Source organism: Kitasatospora sp. NPDC032121, from assembly GCF_055580145.1.
In genome coordinates this window covers 1-18,802 of sequence record NZ_JBVILX010000013.1, presented here as the reverse complement: position 1 = coordinate 18,802, position 18,802 = coordinate 1, and the positions used below count along the sequence as shown (strand labels likewise).

At 74.8% G+C, this 18,802-nt stretch carries 2 protein-coding genes; both read left to right on the top strand.

Going from position 1 to position 18,802, the window contains the following annotated elements; genetic code table 11:
* The first annotated feature begins 12 nt into the window (after positions 1 to 12).
* Entirely contained in the window at positions 13 to 4,917 is a 4,905-nt protein-coding gene (locus ACZ5OX_RS27045) for a type I polyketide synthase (protein ID WP_465633688.1), read from the top strand.
* A 59-nt stretch (positions 4,918 to 4,976) separates the two neighbouring features.
* Positions 4,977 to 18,802 (top strand): type I polyketide synthase (locus ACZ5OX_RS27040; RefSeq protein ID WP_465633686.1); only part of this gene is annotated, 13,826 nt, incomplete at its 3' end.

Below are 18,802 nucleotides of genomic sequence, written 5' to 3'. Positions count from 1 at the left end.
GTGGACTTCCCGATGGCGAATGAAGACAAGCTCCGCGAGTACCTCAAGCGGGTCACGGTCGAGCTGAGCGAGGCCCACGAGCGCCTGCGCGAGGCGGACGAGCGGGAGTCCGAGCCCATCGCGATCGTCGCCATGAGCTGCCGCTACGCGGGCGGGATCGACACCCCCGAGCAGCTGTGGGACCTGGTCGCGGACGAACGGGACGCCATCGCCGGCTTCCCGGCCGACCGCGGCTGGGACCTCGACGCGCTCTACCACCCGGACCCGGACCACCCCGGCACCAGCCACGTCCGCGAGGGCGCGTTCCTGGACGCCGCGGGCGGGTTCGACGCGGGCTTCTTCGGGATCTCGCCGCGCGAGGCCCTCGCGATGGACCCGCAGCAGCGGCTGCTGCTGGAGACCTCCTGGGAGGCCTTCGAACGCGCGGGCATCCCCCCGTCCTCGGTGCGCGGCACCCGGGTCGGCGTCTACGTCGGCACCAACGGTCAGGAGTACGCCAAGGGCGCGCGCAAGCTGCCCGAGGACGTCGAGGGCTACCTCGCCACCGGCAACGCCGCCAGCGTCGTCTCCGGCCGCATCTCCTACACCCTCGGTCTCGAGGGCCCGGCCGTCTCCGTCGACACCGCCTGCTCCGCCTCCCTGGTCGCCCTGCACCTCGCCGTGCGCGCCCTGCGGGCCGGCGAGTGCACCATGGCGCTCGCGGGCGGCGTCACCGTGATGGCCACCCCGCTGCCCTTCGTCGAGTTCAGCCGCCAGCGGGCGCTGGCCGAGAACGGCCGCTGCAAGCCGTTCGCCGCCGCCGCCGACGGCACCGGCTGGGGCGAGGGCGCGGGCGTGCTGCTGCTGGAGAAGCTGTCGGACGCCCGCCGCAACGGGCACCAGGTACTGGCGGTGGTGCGCGGCTCGGCGATCAACCAGGACGGTGCCAGCAACGGCCTCACCGCCCCCAACGGCCCCGCCCAGCAGCGCGTCATCCGCGCCGCGCTGGCCGCCGCCCGCCTGACGGCGGACCAGGTGGACGTGGTCGAGGCGCACGGCACCGGAACGGTGCTCGGCGACCCGATCGAGGCCCAGGCGCTGCTGGCCACGTACGGCCAGGAGCGCACCGGGGACCCGCTCTGGCTGGGCTCGGTGAAGTCCAACATCGGCCACACCCAGGCCGCCGCCGGTGTGGCGGGCGTCATCAAGATGGTGATGGCGATGCGGCACGGTGTGCTGCCGCGCACCCTGCACGTCGACCAGCCGTCGCCGCACGTGGACTGGGCCTCCGGCGCGGTCGAGCTGCTGACGGAGGCGCGGGACTGGCCGGCGGGCGGACGGCCCCGCCGGGCCGCCGTCTCGTCCTTCGGGGTCAGCGGCACCAACGCCCACGTGGTGCTGGAGGAGGAGCCCGCGGCGGAACCCGCGGAGGCCGACGAGGTCCCGGTGGCCGGCGGCGTGGTGCCGTGGCCGCTCTCGGCCCGCAGCGGGGCGGCGCTGCGGGAGCAGGCCCGACTGCTGCTGGCGGTGGCCGGGGGCGAGCGGCCGGCGGATGTCGGCTACACCCTGGCGACGGCCCGTTCGGTGTTTGAGCACCGCGCGGTGGTCGTCGGCGCGGGGAAGGCGGACCTGTTCGCCGGTCTCGCCGCGCTCGCCGATGGTGAGCAGGTGGCTCAGCTGGTCCAGGGCACGGCTCGGACGGCCGGTGGGCCGGTGTTCGTGTTCCCGGGTCAGGGTTCGCAGTGGCTGGGCATGGCGCAGGGGCTGCTGGCGGATGAGCCGGTGTTCCGTTCGCGGATGGAGGAGTGCGCCAAGGCGCTGTCCCTGTACGTGGATTGGGAGCTGCTGGAGGTCGTCGCGGGTGAGGACGGCGGGTGGATGGAGCGGGTGGACGTGGTCCAGCCGGTGCTGTTCGCCGTGATGGTCTCGCTCGCCGAGCTGTGGCGTTCGTACGGTGTGGAGCCGTCGGCGGTGGTGGGTCACTCGCAGGGCGAGATCGCCGCCGCGGCCGTCTCCGGTGCGCTGTCGCTGGAGGATGCGGCGCTGGTGGTGGCGCTGCGCAGCCAGGCGATCATCGAACTGTCCGGGCTGGGCGGCATGGTGTCCGTCCCGCTGCCCGCCGAGCAGGTGCGTGAACTCCTGTCGGGCCGTGAGGGCTTGTCCGTCGCGGCGGTCAACGGCCCCAGCTCGGTGGTGGCTTCCGGTGACGCCGGTGCCCTGGACGAGCTGATGGAGCACTGTGCCGGGCAGGAGATCCGGGCTCGTCGGATCGCGGTGGACTACGCGTCGCACTCGGCGCACGTCGAGCGCATCGGGGCCCGGCTGGCCGAGCTGCTGGCCCCGGTCACGCCCCGTGTGCCCGAGGTGCCGTTCCACTCGACGGTCACCGGTGAACTGATCGACAGTGCTTCGCTGGACGGCGCGTACTGGTACCGCAACCTCCGCCAGACGGTGGAGTTCGCGGCGACCGTCGAGGCCCTGCTGGCCTCGGGCCACTCGCAGTTCGTCGAGGTGAGCGCCCACCCGGTGCTGACCGTCGGCATTCAGGAGTCCATCGACGCAGCCGGCGCCGAGGCGACCGTCCAGGGCACCCTTCGCCGTGACCAGGGCGGCCGGGAGCGGTTCCTGACCGCCCTCGCCGAGGCCTGGAGCAACGGCGCCACCGTCGACTGGACCGCCCGGTTCCAGGGCGCCCGCCGCGTCGACCTGCCCACCTACCCCTTCCAGCGCGACCGCTACTGGCTCGTCCCGGACCAGGAGGACGAGCCGTTCCGCGCGGGCACCCCCGGCGAACAGCGCTTCTGGACCGCCGTCGACGACGCGGACGCCGCCGGGCTGGCCGGCGCCCTGGGGATCACCGGGGACGAGGCCGAGGAGTCCCTCCGGACGCTGCTGCCGCTGCTGACCTCCTGGCACCGCGCCGAGCAGGAGCGCTCGGTGGTCGACTCCTGGCGCTACCGGGCCGCCTGGCGGCAGCTGGACGGCGTTCCCGACGGGCGCCTGTCCGGCACCTGGCTGGTGGCCGTCCCCGAGCCGGCCGGTCCGCGGGCCGAGTCGGTGCTCGCCGCGCTGGCCGGATCGGACGCCGCCCTGCTCCGCTGCGCCCTGCCGGCCGGTGCGGACCGGGCGGCCGTCGCGGAGCGGCTGCGCGCGGCGCTCGCCGGTGCGCCGGAGGTCTCCGGTGTACTGTCGCTGCTCGCCCTGGACGAGCGGCCGCTGCCGGGCCACCCGGTGGTCCCGGCAGGCCTGGCGGGCAACCTCGCCCTGGTCCAGGCGCTCGGTGACGCGGACGTGGACGCGCCGCTGCGGCTGCTCACCGCGGGCGCCGTCGCCACCGGCCCGCAGGAGCGGCTGGCGAACCCCGCGCAGGCCCTGGTCTGGGGCTTCGGCCGGGTGGTGGCCCAGGAGCACCCGCAGCGCTGGGGCGGTCTGGTCGACGTCCCGGCCGACCCCGAGGGCGACGCCGCCCTGGCGGCCCGGCTGGCAGGGGCGCTCACCGGCGCCGGCACCGAGGACCAGCTGGCGGTCCGTCCGGAGGGCGTCTTCGGCCGCCGGCTGCTGCCCGCGCCGTTCGACCCGTCGGCGGTCACCGAGGCCTGGCGCCCCGAGGGCACCGTGCTGGTCACCGGCGGCACCGGCGCGCTCGGCGGGCACGTCGCCCGCTGGCTGGCCGCCAACGGCGCCCGGGACCTGCTGCTGGTCAGCCGCCGGGGCGCCGACGCCCCGGGCGCGGCCGAGCTGGTCGAGGAGCTTGCCGCCCTCGGCACCCGCGCCGAGGCGGTGGCCTGCGACGTCGCGGACCGCGACGACCTGGCCCGGCTGCTCGCCGGGATCCCGGCGCACGCCCCGCTCACGGCGGTGGTCCACACGGCCGCGATCGTCGACGACAACCTGCTCGACGCGCTCACCGTCGACCAGGTCGCCCGCGCGCTCGCCGTCAAGGTCACCGCCGCCCGCAACCTGGACGAGCTGACCCGCGGGCTGGACCTCTCGGCCTTCGTCCTGTTCTCCTCGTTCGCCGGCACCTTGGGCCTCGCCGGCCAGGGCAACTACGCCCCCGGCAACGCCTTCCTGGACGCGCTCGCCGAGCAGCGCCGCGCCGACGGGCTGCCCGCCACCTCGCTGGCCTGGGGCCACTGGGCCGGCGGCGGCATGGCCGAGGGCGCGGTCGAGTCCTCGCTGCGCCGGCGCGGCAGCGGCGAGCTGGTGCCCGAACTGGCCGTCACCGTGCTCCAGCAGGCGCTGGACGCCCGGGAGGTGTTCCTCGCCGTCGCCGACATCGCCTGGGACCGCTTCGTCCCGGCGTTCGGAGCCGGCCACGTCCGGCCGCTGATCAGCGAGGTGCCCGAGGTCGCCCGGATGCTCGACCGGCGTCCGGCCGAGTCGGCGCACACCGACGGTGCCGACCCGGCCTCCTTCGCCGCGCGGCTGGCGACGCTGCCCGCCGCCGACCGGTCCGGGGCGCTGCTCGACCTGGTCCGCACCCGCACCGCCGGCGTCCTGGGGCACGCCTCCGCCGAGGACGTCGACCCGACCCGGGCCTTCCGGGACCTCGGCTTCGACTCCCTCACCGCCGTCGAGATGCGCAACCGTCTGACCGCCGCGATCGGCGTCAAGCTCCCCGCCACCCTGGTCTTCGACCACCCGACGCCGGCCGTGCTGGCCGACCACCTGCTGACCGAACTCCTCGGCGCCCAGCCGGACCGGGAGACCGCGGCGCTCGCCGACCTCGAACGCCTGGACGCCGAACTCGGCGACCTCGCCGCCGACCGGGAGACCGCCGACGCGGTGACCGCCCGACTCCAGCGGATGCTCTCCCGCTGGACCGCCCGCTTCGCCGAGACCGACGCGGACGCCGAAACGAACGTGCTGGACACGGCCACCGCCACGGCCGACGAGCTCTTCGCCCTCCTCGACAACGAGCTGGGGATGTCGTGACGACCGAAGACGCCGTGAACCGCGCCGCAGGACCGCACAACCCGGAGGGTACGCCCACGATGGACGCTCAGGACAAGCTGCTCGGCTACCTCAGGAAGGCGACCGCCGACCTCCAGTCGACGCGCCGCCGCCTGCACGAGCTGGAGTCCGCGGCCGACGAGCCGATCGCGATCGTCGCCCTGGGCTGCCGCTACCCCGGCGACGTCCGCGCCCCCGAGGACCTGTGGGAGCTGGTCCGCGACGGGCGGGACGCCGTCGCCCGGATCCCCGCCGACCGCGGCTGGGACCTCGACGCCCTCCACCACCCCGACCCGGACCACCCCGGCACCAGCTACGTGGTGGACGGCGGATTCCTCGACGGCGCGGGCGAGTTCGACCCGGCGTTCTTCGGGATCAACCCGCGCGAGGCGCTCGCCATGGACCCGCAGCAGCGCCTGCTGCTGGAGACCTCCTGGGAGGCCTTCGAGCGGGCCGGCATCGACCCGCGGTCGCTGCGCGGCAGCCGGACCGGCGTCTTCGTCGGCATGACCTTCCACGACTACGCCACCGTGCTGCAGGAGTCCGGCGAGGACGTCGAGGGCTACGTCGGCACCGGCAACACCGCGAGCGTCGCCTCCGGCCGGCTCTCGTACGCCTTCGGTCTCGAGGGCCCGGCGGTCACCGTGGACACCGCCTGCTCCTCCTCGCTGGTCGCCCTGCACCTCGCCGCCCAGGCGCTGCGCAGCGGCGAGTGCACCATGGCCCTGGCCGGCGGCGTCGCGGTGATGTCCACCGCGCAGATGCTGGTCGAGTTCAGCCGCCAGCGCGGGCTGGCGGCGGACGGCCGCTGCAAGGCCTTCGCGGCCGCCGCCGACGGCTTCGGCGCCGGCGAGGGAGTCGGCGTGCTGCTGCTGGAGAAGCTGTCGGACGCCCGCCGCAACGGACACCCGGTGCTCGCGGTCGTCCGCGGCTCCGCCGTCAACCAGGACGGCGCCAGCAACGGCCTGACCGCTCCGAACGGCCCGTCCCAGCGACGGGTGATCCGTCAGGCCCTGGCCGCCGCCAACCTCGCGGCCCACCAGATCGACGCGGTCGACGCCCACGGCACCGGCACGGCGCTGGGCGACCCGATCGAGGCCCAGGCGCTGCTCGCCACCTACGGCCAGGAACGCGGCGAGGGCGGCGAGCCGCTCTGGCTCGGCTCGGTGAAGTCCAACATCGGCCACACCCAGGCCGCCGCTGGCGCCGCGAGCATCATCAAGATGGTCCACGCGATCCGGGCCGGCGTCCTGCCGAAGACCCTGCACGTGGACGAGCCGTCGCCGCACGTCGACTGGGCCTCCGGCGCCGTCGAGCTGCTGACCGAGAGCCGGCCGTGGCCGCAGACCGGTCGCCCGCGCCGGGCGGCGGTGTCGTCCTTCGGCATCAGCGGGACCAATGCGCACGTCATCATCGAGCAGGCCCCGGCCGAGGACGCCGCGGACACCGAGGAGACCGGGCAGGAGCCCCGGACGGACGGCGGGGCGCGGCCGTTCGTGCTCACCGCGAAGGACGCCCGCGGCCTGCGCGAGCAGGCGGGCCGGCTCCGGACCTTCCTCGCCCGCGGCCCGGAGGTCGAACTCCCGGACGTGGCACGCTCTTTGGCCGGTCGGACGGCCTTCGAGCAGCGCGCGGTGGTGCTGGCGGACGACCGGGCCGCTCTGGACGCGGGGCTGGAGGCGCTGGCCCGCGGGGGGTCCGCGCCGAACCTCGTCCAGGGCACGGTGCGCGGCGGGAAGCTGGCGTTCCTGTTCACGGGGCAGGGGAGCCAGCGTCCGGGGATGGGCCGGGAGCTGTACGAGGCGTTCCCGGTGTTCGCGGAGGCCTTCGACGCGGTGTGCGCGCAGGCGGAACTGCCGCTGAAGGAGGCGGTGTTCGGGGAGGACGCGGACGTTCTCGCCCGTACGGAGTTCACCCAGCTGGCGCTGTTCGCGGTGGAGACCGCGCTGTTCCGTCTGTTCGAGAGCTGGGGCGTGCGGCCGGACGTCCTGGCCGGTCACTCGATCGGCGAGCTGGTGGCCGCGCACGTCGCGGGTGTGCTGTCGCTGGACGACGCCGTCACCCTGGTTGCGGCGCGTGGCCGGCTGATGCAGGCGCTGCCGGAGGGCGGCGCGATGGTGGCGGTCAAGGCCGCCGAGGCCGAGGTGTTGCCGCTGCTGACCGCCCAGGTGAGCATCGCGGCGATCAACGGGCCGTCCTCGGTGGTGATTTCCGGGGACGAGTCCGAAGTGCTGGCGATCGCCGGGCAGTTCGAGAAGACCAAGCGGCTGAACGTCAGCCACGCGTTCCACTCCCCGCTGATGGACGGCATGCTGGCGGAGTTCCGGGCCGTTGCCGAGGGCCTGAGCTACGCCGAACCGACGATTCCGGTGGTCTCCAACGTCACCGGCTCCGTCGCGACGGCCGAGGAGCTGTGCTCGCCCGAGTACTGGGTGCGCCACGTCCGCGAGGCCGTCCGCTTCCTCGACGGCATGCGGGCCCTCGAAGCCGAGGGCGTCACCACCTTCGTCGAGCTGGGCCCCGACGGCGTGCTGTCGGCCATGGGCCAGGAGTGCGTCGAGCAGGGCGTGTTCGCGCCCGCTCTGCGCGCCGAGCGCCCGGAGACCGCGACCGCCCTGGCCGCGCCGGCCACCGCGTTCGTCGCCGGTCACAGCCTCGACTGGACGGCGCTGACCGGCGGCCGGACCATCGAGCTGCCGACCTACCCGTTCGACCGGCAGCGCTTCTGGCCGCGCCGCCGCACCGTCGCCCCCGCCGCGCCGGCGGCGGACCCGGCGGACACCGACTTCTGGCAGAGCGTCGAGGCCGGGGACGTGGCAGCCGTCGCGCGGACGCTCGCCGTCGACGCCGGCGCTTCTCTGGACTCCGTCCTGCCCGCGCTGTCGAACTGGCGCGCGGAGCGCCGGAAGCAGTCCCTGCTCGACGGCTGGTTCTACCGCGCCACCTGGCGCCCGCTCGGCCAGCTCGCCCCGGCCGCCCCGCTGGCCGGCTGCCTGGCCGTCGTTCCGGCCGGGCGCGAGCAGGACCCGGTCGTCACCGGGGTGCTCCGGGCGCTCGCCGACCACGGCACGGACGTCCGCACCCTGGTGGCCGACCCGGCCGCGAGCCGCGCCGACCTGGCCGAACTGCTGCGCGCCGCCTCGGCGGACGCTCCGGCGGCGGAGCTGGTCCTGTCGCTGCTCGCCCTCGCCGAGGGCACCCACCCCGAGCAGACGGTGGTGCCGCTGGGGACCGCCGCGACCGCGACGCTGCTGCAGGCGATGGCAGACGCCGAGCTGACCGCCACCCGGCTCTGGACGATTACCCGGGGTGCCGTCTGCGCCGGGCACGGCGACCGGCCGGCCGACCCGGCCCAGGCGATGGTCTGGGGTCTGGGGCGCAGTGCGGGGCTGGAGCTGCCGGGTCGTTGGGGTGGTCTGGTGGATCTGCCCGAGGTGGTGGATCGGCGTGCCGGTGAGCGTCTGGTGTCGGTGCTGGTGGGTGTCGGTGGCGAGGACCAGGTCGCGGTGCGGGCGAGTGGTGTGTTCGTGCGTCGTCTGGTGCGGGTGTCGGCTGCGGGTGTGGTGGGTGAGGTGTGGCGTCCGTCGGGCGTCGTGCTGGTCACCGGTGGTACCGGTGCGCTGGGTGGGCAGGTGGCTCGTTGGCTGGCGGTGAACGGTGCCGGTCATGTGGTGCTGACGAGCCGGCGCGGTCTGGAGGCGCCGGGCGCGGTCGAACTGCGGGACGAGCTGGTCGGCTTGGGTGCGCGGGTGAGTGTGGTGGCCTGTGACGTGAGCGACCGTGCGGCGGTGTCGGAGCTGCTGGCGGAGTTCCCGGTGTCGGCCGTGGTGCACACGGCGGGCGTGCTGGATGACGGTGTGGTGGAGTCGCTGACGCCGGAGCGGTTCGCGGCGGTGTTGCGGGCCAAGGCCGAATCGGCGCGTCTTCTGCACGAGTTGACGGCCGGGCTGGACCTGGACGCCTTCGTCCTGTTCTCCTCCACCGCCGGGACCTTCGGCGCCCCCGGTCAGGGCAACTACGCGGCGGCCAACGCCTACCTGGACGCGCTCGCCGAGCAGCGCCGGGCCGCCGGCCTGCCCGCCACCTCCATCGCCTGGGGCGCCTGGGACGGCGGCGGCATGGCCACCGACGACGCGGCGGTGCGGGCCCGGCTGGCCCGCACCGGAGTCCCGGCGATGCCGCCGGCGCAGGCGCTCGCCGCGCTGGAGCGCTGCCTGGCGCAGGACCACGGCGCGGTCTCGGTGGTCGACGTCGACTGGGAGCGCTTCGTCCCCGGCTTCACCGCGACCCGGCCCAGCCCGCTGCTCGCGGACCTTCCGGAGGCCGCCCCGGCCACCCCGGCCCGGGGCACCGCGACCGCCGCCGGGGGCGAGGACGCATCGGTCCTGCACCGGATGCGCGGGCTCTCCCGGCCCGAGGCCCGGACGGCGACCCTGGAACTGGTCCGGGAACACGTCGCGGCCGTGCTCGGCCACGCGGGCGCCGACGCCGTCGGCGAGACCAGAGCCTTCAAGGAACTGGGCTTCGACTCGCTGACCGCCGTCGAACTGCGCAACCGCCTGAGCACCGCCACCGGCCTCAAGCTGCCCGCCAGCCTGGTCTACGACCACCCGACCCCGGCGGCGCTCGCCGACCGGCTCACCGACGAACTCCTCCCCGACACCGCCGATTCCGGCACGGCCGGGCAGCTCCCCGCGACGGCGGCGGACGAGGACCCCGTCGCGATCGTGGCCATGTCCTGCCGCTTCCCCGGCGGCGTGGACAGCCCCGAGGCCCTGTGGCGGCTGATCGCCGCCGAGGGTGACGTCGTCACCGGCCTGCCCACCGGCCGTGGCTGGGACCTCGACGCGCTCTACCACCCGGACCCGGACCGCAAGGGCACCTTCTACGCCCGCGAGGGCGGATTCCTGCACGAGGCGGGCGAGTTCGATGCCGCGTTCTTCGGTATCCCGCCGCGTGAGGCACTGGCGATGGACCCGCAGCAGCGGCTGCTGCTGGAGACCTCCTGGGAGGCGTTCGAGCGGGCCGGCCTCGACCCGCGGTCCCTGCGCGGCAGCCGGACCGGCGTCTTCGTCGGTACCAACAGCAACGACTACGTGACCCTCCTCCAACAGTCCGACGAGGACCTGGAGGGCTACCTGATGACCGGCAACGCCGGAAGCGTGCTGTCCGGCCGCCTCTCCTACTCCTTCGGCCTTGAGGGCCCGGCGGTGACGGTGGACACCGCGTGCTCCTCCTCGCTGGTCGCGCTCCACCTGGCCGCGCAGGCGCTGCGCAACGGCGAGTGCTCGCTCGCCCTGGCCGGCGGTGTGGCCGTCATGTCGACGCCGGCCGCCTTCATCGAGTTCAGCCGCCAGCGCGGCCTCGCCGAGGACGGCCGCTGCAAGGCCTTCGCCGCCTCGGCCGACGGGACGGGCTGGGGCGAGGGCGTCGGCATGCTGGTGCTGGAACGCCTCTCCGACGCCGAGCGCAACGGGCACCGGGTGCTCGCGGTGGTGCGCGGCAGCGCCGTCAACCAGGACGGTGCCAGCAACGGCCTGACCGCCCCCAACGGGCCGTCGCAGCAGCGGGTGATCCGCGCGGCGCTGGCCGGCGCCGGGCTGTCGGCCGCCGAGGTCGACGCCGTCGAGGCGCACGGCACCGGCACGGTGCTGGGCGACCCGATCGAGGCGCAGGCGCTGCTGGCCACCTACGGGCAGGAGCGCACCGGGGAGCCGCTGTGGCTCGGTTCGGTGAAGTCCAACCTGGGGCACACCCAGGCCGCCGCCGGTGTCGCGGGCGTCATCAAGATGGTCATGGCGATGCGGGAGGGCGTGCTGCCGCGCACCCTGCACGTGGACGAACCGACCCCCGAGGTCGACTGGACCTCCGGCGCCGTCGAGCTGCTGACCGAGGCGCGGCCCTGGCCGGAGCCCGGCCGGCCCCGACGGTTCGGCGTGTCAGCCTTCGGCGTCAGCGGGACCAACGCGCACGTGATCGTCGAACAGGCCCCGGCCAGCCTGCCGGGCGCCGGACAGGCGGTGCACGAGGACTCCGGCGAGGACGGCCGGGCGGTGCCCGTCGTGCTGTCGGCCCGGACCGGCGCCGCGCTGCGCGCCCAGGCCCGCCGACTGCTCGACCACCTGGACGCCGACCCCGGGCTGAGCCTGACCGACACCGCGCGGGCGCTGTCCACCGGGCGGAGCGCCTTCGAGCACCGCGCCGCCGTGGTGGCGGACAGCCGCGACGCGCTCGGATCCGCCCTGCGGGCGCTGGCCGAGGGCGGTGCGGCCGCCGGGCTGGTGACGGGTGACGCCTCGGGCGGGAAGCTGGCGTTCCTGTTCACGGGGCAGGGGAGCCAGCGGCCGGGGATGGGCGGGGAGCTGTACGAGGCGTACCCGGTGTTCGCGGACGCCTTCGACGCCGTCTGCGCGCGGGTCGAACTGCCCCTGCGGGAAGCCGTGTTCGGGGAGGACGCGGACGTTCTGGCCCGTACGGAGTTCACCCAGCTGGCGCTGTTCGCAGTGGAGACCGCGCTGTTCCGGCTCTTCGAGAGCTGGGGGGTCCGTCCGGACTTCCTGGTTGGCCACTCGATCGGTGAGATCGCGGCCGCCCACGTGGCCGGTGTCCTGTCGCTGGACGACGCGGTCACGCTGGTCGCCGCTCGTGGCCGGCTGATGCAGGCGCTGCCGGAGGGCGGCGCGATGGTCGCGGTCAAGGCCGCCGAGGCCGAGATCCTGCCGCTGCTCACGGACAACGTCAGCATCGCCGCCATCAACGGGCCGACCTCGGTGGTGATTTCCGGCGACGAGGCCGAAGTGCTGGCGATCGCCGGGCAGTTCGATAAGACCAAGCGTCTCAATGTCTCGCACGCCTTCCACTCGCCGCTGATGGACGGCATGGTGGCGGACTTCCGCCGGGTGGCGGAGGGTCTGACCTACGCGACGCCGCAGATCGCCGTGGTCTCCAACGTCACCGGTGCCCTGGCCACCGCCGAGGAGCTGTGCTCGCCCGAGTACTGGGTGCGCCACGTCCGCGAGGCCGTCCGCTTCGCCGACGGCATGCGCGCCCTCGAAGCCCAGGGCGTCAGCGTCTTCGTCGAGCTGGGCCCCGACGGCGTGCTGTCGGCCATGGGCCAGGAGTGCGTCGAGCAGGGCGTGTTCACCCCGGCTCTGCGCGCCGAGCGCCCGGAGCCTGCGACCGCCCTCGCCGCGCTCACCGAGCTGTACGTCGCCGGCCGGACCCCCGACTGGACGGCGCTGTTCGCACCGGCGCCGTCGGTGGCGGCCGCGCTCCCGACCTACGCCTTCCAGCGCGAGCTGTACTGGCCCCGGCTGCCCGAGCCCCTGGTCGACGACCGGCTGAGCTACGGCATCGGCTGGGAGCGCGCCGCCGACCGGTCCGCCGGTGCGGTGTCCGGCCGCTGGCTCGTCGTCTCCCCGGCCGACTGCGTGAACGGGAGCCTGGTCGCGGACTCGGTCGCGGCGCTGACGGAGCACGGTCTCGACGTACGGCACGTCACGCTGTCCGGTGAGGACACCGACCGGCAGGCGCTGGCGGAGTTGCTGCGCGCCGAGGCCGACGGCGGTCTCGACGGTGTGCTCTCGCTGCTGGCGCTCGCCGACGAGGACGAGGCCGTTGTCGGGGCGACCCGTGGCCTCGGCGGCACCCTCGGCCTGCTCCAGGCCCTGGGCGACACCGGCCTCGAAGCGCCGCTGTGGGCGGCGACCTCCGGGGCGGTCACGGTCGACGGGACGGGTGACCGGCTGCGTTCGGCCGCCCAGGCGATGGTCTGGGGGCTGGGTCGGAGTGCGGGGCTGGAGCTGCCGGGTCGTTGGGGTGGTCTGGTGGATCTGCCCGAGGTGGTGGATCGGCGTGCCGGTGAGCGTCTGGTGTCGGTGCTGGTGGGTGTCGGTGGCGAGGACCAGGTCGCGGTGCGGGCGAGTGGTGTGTTCGTGCGTCGTCTGGTGCGGGTGTCGGCTGCGGGTGTGGTGGGTGAGGTGTGGCGTCCGTCGGGTGCCGTGCTGGTCACCGGTGGTACCGGTGCGCTGGGTGGGCAGGTGGCTCGTTGGCTGGCGGTGAACGGTGCCGGTCATGTGGTGCTGACGAGCCGGCGCGGTCTGGAGGCGCCGGGCGCGGTCGAACTGCGGGACGAGCTGGTCGGCTTGGGTGCGCGGGTGAGTGTGGTGGCCTGTGACGTGAGCGACCGTGCGGCGGTGTCGGAGCTGCTGGCGGAGTTCCCGGTGTCGGCCGTGGTGCACACGGCGGGCGTGCTGGATGACGGTGTGGTGGAGTCGCTGACGCCGGAGCGGTTCGCGGCGGTGTTGCGGGCCAAGGCCGAATCGGCGCGTCTTCTGCACGAGTTGACGGCCGGGCTGGACCTGGACGCCTTCGTCCTCTTCTCCTCCGTCGCCGGCGCCCTCGGGTCCGCCGGTCAGGGCAACTACGCGGCGGCCAACGCCTACCTGGACGCGCTCGCCGAGCAGCGCCGGGCCGCCGGCCTGCCCGCCACCTCCATCGCCTGGGGCCCCTGGGCGGGCTCCGGCATGGCCGCCGACGGCGGTGCCGTCGAGCAGCGCCTGCGCACCGCCGGTATCGCGCCGCTGGCCCCCGAGCGCGCCGTCGAGGCGCTGGCCCGGGCCGTCGCCCGGCCGGCCGCCGTCCGGGTCGTGCTCGACGTCGACTGGGAGCGCTACGTCGCGGCCGCCCCGACCGGCGCCCTGCTGTCCGGCCTGCCCGAGGTGCGCCGGGCGTTGTCCTCGGCGACCGCCCCGGCGGACGACTCCTCCTTCGCCGCCCGCCTGGCGGGCCTCGGCGAGGCGGAGCGGGCCCGGGTGCTGATCGACCTGGTCCGCGCCGAGGCGGCCACCGTTCTCGGCCACGACGGCTCGGGCGCGGTCGGTGCGGACCGCGCCTTCCGCGACCTCGGCTTCGGCTCGCTCACCTCGGTGGAACTGCGCAACCGGCTCGCCGCGGCGACCGGCCTGAAGCTGCCCGCGACCCTGGTCTTCGATCACCCGACCCCGCAGGCCCTCGCCCGTCACCTTGGCGACGAACTGCTCGGCAGCGGCGCCGCGGCGCCGCTGCCGGCGGTCCGTACCGGCGCCGCGGACGAGCCCATCGCGATCGTCGCCATGGCCTGCCGCTTCCCCGGCGGGGTCGAATCCCCGGAGGACCTCTGGCAGTTGGTGACGGACGGCCGGGACGGCATGACCGCCTTCCCGACCGACCGCGGCTGGGACCTCGACGCGCTCTACGACCCGGATCCCGAGCAGCCCGGCACCCACTACGCCCTGCGGGCCGGATTCCTCTCCGGCGCCACCGAGTTCGACGCCGACTTCTTCGGCATCAGCCCGCGCGAGGCGCTGGCGATGGACCCGCAGCAGCGCGTCCTGCTGGAGACCTCCTGGGAGGCCTTCGAGCGGGCCGGCCTCGACCCGGCCTCGGTGCGCGGCAGCCGGACCGGCGTCTTCATCGGCTCCAACGGCCAGGACTACGCGGCGCTGCTGCTCCAGGACCCGCAGAGCGTCGAGGGGTACATCGGCACCGGCAACGCCGGCAGTGTCGTGTCGGGCCGCATCGCCTACACCTTCGGTCTTGAGGGCCCGGCGGTGACGGTGGACACGGCCTGCTCGGCCTCGTTGGTCGCGCTCCACCTGGCCGCGCAGTCGCTGCGCAGCGGCGAGTGCTCGCTCGCCCTGGCCGGTGGCGCCACCGTGATGGCCACCCCGACCGCCTTCATCGAGTTCAGCCGCCAGCGCGGCCTGGCCGCCGACGGCCTGTGCAAGGCCTTCGCGGCCTCGGCCGACGGCACGGGCTGGGGCGAGGGCGTCGGCATGCTGGTGCTGGAGCGGCTGTCCGACGCGCAGCGCAACGGCCACCAGGTGCTGGCCGTCGTGCGCGGCAGTGCCGTCAACCAGGACGGTGCCAGCAACGGGCTCACCGCTCCGAACGGGCCGTCGCAGCAGCGCGTCATCCGCGCGGCGCTGGCCGATGCCCGACTGTCGGCCGCCGAGGTCGACGCCGTCGAGGCGCACGGCACCGGCACGGTGCTGGGCGACCCGATCGAGGCGCAGGCGCTGCTGGCCACCTACGGGCAGGAGCGCACCGGGGAGCCGCTGTGGCTGGGCTCGGTGAAGTCCAACCTGGGGCACACCCAGGCCGCCGCCGGTGTGGCAGGCCTCATCAAGATGGTCATGGCGATGCGGGAGGGTGTGCTGCCGCAGACCCTGCACGTGGACGAGCCTTCGCCGCACATCGACTGGGCCTCCGGTGAGGTCCGGCTGCTGACCGAGGCCCGGCCCTGGCCGGAGACCGGACGCCCGCGCCGCGCGGCCGTGTCCTCCTTCGGCATCAGCGGGACCAACGCCCACACGGTCATCGAGCAGGCCCCGACGGTCGAGCCGGCCGGGACCGAGGCGGAGCGGCCGGCCGGACCGGCCGTGCGACCGCTGCTGCTGTCCGGTGCCACGGAGCGGGCACTGCGCGACCAGGCGTCCCGGCTGCTGGAGCACGCCGACGCCCACCTGGACCAGGAGTCGGACCTCGGCGACCTCGCCCACGCGCTCGGTACGACGCGGGCCGGCATGGCCCACCGGGCCGCGGTGGTCGCGGAGGACCTCGCCTCGTTCCGGGGTGGTCTGGCGGCGCTGGCCGAGGGCGGTACCGCCGCCGGGCTGGTGCAGGGTGTCGCGGGTGCCGGGCGGACGGCGTTCCTGTTCACGGGGCAGGGGAGCCAGCGTCCTGGCATGGGGCGTGAGCTGTACGAGGCCTTCCCGGTGTTCGCCGAGGCCTTCGATGCCGTCTGCGCGCGGGTCGAACTCCCGCTGATGGAAGCGGTGTTCGGTGAGGATGCGAACGTTCTGGCCCGTACGGAGTTCACCCAGCTGGCGCTGTTCGCGGTGGAGACCGCGCTGTTCCGGCTCTTCGAGAGCTGGGGGGTGCGTCCGGACTTCCTGGTTGGCCACTCGATCGGTGAGATCGCGGCCGCGCATGTCGCGGGTGTGCTGTCGCTGGACGACGCGGTGGCGCTGGTGTCCGCTCGTGGGCGGCTGATGCAGGCGCTGCCGGAGGGTGGCGCGATGGTCGCGGTCAAGGCCACCGAGGCCGAGATCCTGTCGCTGCTGACCGCCCAGGTGAGCATCGCGGCGATCAACGGGCCGTCCTCGGTGGTGATTTCCGGGGACGAGGCCGAAGTGCTGGCGATCGCCGGGAAGTTCGAGAAGACCAAGCGGCTGAGCGTCTCGCACGCGTTCCACTCGCCGCTGATGGACGGCATGGTGGCGGACTTCCGCCGGGTGGCGGAGGGTCTGACCTATTCGGCGCCGCAGATCGCCGTGGTCTCCAACGTGACCGGTGCCCTGGCCACCGCCGAGGAGCTGTGCTCGCCCGAGTACTGGGTGCGCCACGTCCGCCAGGCCGTCCGCTTCGCCGACGGCATGCGCGCCCTGGAGGCCGAGGGCGTCAGCGTCTTCGTCGAGCTGGGCCCCGACGGTGTGCTCTCGGCCATGGGCCAGGAGTGCGTCGAGCAGGGCGTGTTCACCCCGGCTCTGCGTGCCGAGCGCCCGGAGGCGCAGACCGCGCTGACGGCCCTCGCGACCGTTCACGTCCACGGGGTCGCCGTGGACTGGCACGGTGTGTTCGCCGGTGCGGCTGCGCGCCGGGTCGAACTGCCGACCTACGCCTTCCAGCGGCAGCGCTACTGGCCGCAGGCGCCGACCGGCGCCCGGGCGGACGTCACCTCGGCCGGGCTGGTCTCGGCCGGGCACCCGCTGCTCGGTGCCGCCGTCGCCCTGGCCGACACCGACGGCTACCTGTTCACCAGTCGTCTCTCGCTGGCGACCCACCCGTGGCTGGCGGACCACGCCATCATGGGCACGGTCCTGCTGCCGGGCACGGCGTTCGTCGAGCTCGCCCTGCACGCCGGTGACCAGCTCGGCTGCGGCCGGCTGGACGAGCTGACGTTGGAGGCGCCGCTGGTGCTTCCCGCCCGGGGCGGTGTCGTCCTCCAGCTCACGGTGGAGGCCCAGGATGAGTCCGGGCGGCGGCAGTTGGCCGTGCACTCGCGTGCCGGGGACGCCTCCGACGAGCAGCCGTGGACCAGGAACGCGACCGGCGCGCTGTCGGCGCAGGAGCCGACCGCTGGTGTCGAGCTGACGGAGTGGCCGCCGCAGGGTGCCGAGCGGGCCGAACTGGGCGACCTCTACGAGCGGTTCGCCACGCGCGGCTTCGCCTACGGTGCGGTCTTCCAGGGCCTGCGGTCCGCTTGGGTGCGCGGCGAGGAGGTGTTCGCTGAGGTGTCGCTGCCCGGCGAGCCGGCCGGGGACGGGTCGGCCTTCGGTCTGCACCCGGCGGTGCTGGACGCCGCGCTGCACGGAGCCTTCCTGCGGCACGCGGACGACACCGAGGGGCGGCTGCCGTTCTCGTGGACCGGCGTCTCGCTCCACGCGACCGGTGCGTCGAGCGTCCGGGTGCACCTGGCCCCGGCCGGTGCGGACGGTACGGCCATCACGGTGGCGGACGCCGCCGGGCGGCCGGTCGCCACGGTGGAGTCGCTGGTGGCGCGTCCGGTCTCGGCCGACGCCATCGCCGAGGCGAACGACGCGTTCCGGGATTCGCTGTTCCGACTGGAGTGGACCCCGGTCGCCGTCACCGGTGCGCCGGAGACGAGTGGTTGGGCCGTGCTCGGCGCGACCGATCTGCCGGTGCTGGGCGGTCTGCGGCAGGTGGCGGATGTGGCCGCGCTGGCGGCGGTGGTGGACCAGGGTGCCGTGGTGCCCGAGGTCGTGGTCGCGGTCGTGGACGGCGGCGATGAGGTCGAGGCCGTTGACGGCGGGGTCGCGGTGGTGGCCCGGTCGGTGGTGGCGCGGGTGCTGGAGCTGGTGCGTGGCTGGCTGGCGGAGGAGCGGTTCGCCGCTTCGCGGCTGGTCGTGGTGACGCGTGGTGCGGTGGCCGTGGGTGTGGGGGAGAGCCCGGACCTGGCGGTGGCGGCGGTGTGGGGTCTGGTGCGTTCGGCGCAGAGCGAGAACCCGGGCCGGCTGGTGCTGGTGGACGTGGACGGTGCGGCGGAGTCGCTCGCGGCTCTGGGTGCCGCCCTGGCCACCGGCGAGCCCCAACTCGCCCTGCGCGAAGGTGCGGTGCTCGCTCCGAGGCTCGCCCGCGGCGCCACCGGTGGCGCGCTGGCGGTGCCCGCGGGCGCCCCGGCCTGGCGGCTGGACGCGATCGAGCGCGGCACCCTGGAGCACCTGGTGCTCCGGCCGGCCGACGACGCCACGGCGCCGCTGGCCGCCCACGAGGTCCGGGTCGCGGTCCGCGCCGCCGGCCTCAACTTCCGTGACGTCCTGATCCCGCTGGGCATGTACCCCGACAGCACGGCCCGGATGGGCAGCGAGGGTGCGGGCGTCGTCCTGGAGGTCGGTGCCGACGTGACCGGCCTGGCCCCGGGCGACCGGGTGATGGGCCTGCTGACCGGCTGCTTCGGACCGGTGGCCGTGACGGACCACCGCATGCTCACCCGGATCCCCGAGGGCTGGTCGTACGTCCAGGCCGCCTCCGTCCCGATGGTGTTCCTGACGGCGTACTACGCGTTGGTGGATCTGGGTGGTCTGCGGGCGGGTGAGCGGGTGCTGGTGCATGCCGCCGCCGGTGGTGTCGGGATGGCGGCGGTGCAGTTGGCGCGGCATCTGGGTGCCGAGGTGTTCGGTACGGCGAGCCCGGGCAAGTGGGAGACGCTGCGGGCCTCGGGTCTGGATGACGCGCACATCGCGAACTCGCGGACGCTGGAGTTCGAGGGTGCGTTCCTGGCGGCCACGGGTGGTGCCGGGGTGGATGTGGTGCTGGACGCGTTGGCGGGTGAGTTCGTGGACGCCTCGCTGCGGCTGTTGCCGCG

Excerpts from the sequence above, each read along its gene's own strand:
- ACZ5OX_RS27045 (WP_465633688.1), top strand. The coding sequence starts at position 13 with ATGGCGAATGAAGACAAGCTCCGCGAGTACCTCAAGCGGGTCACGGTC.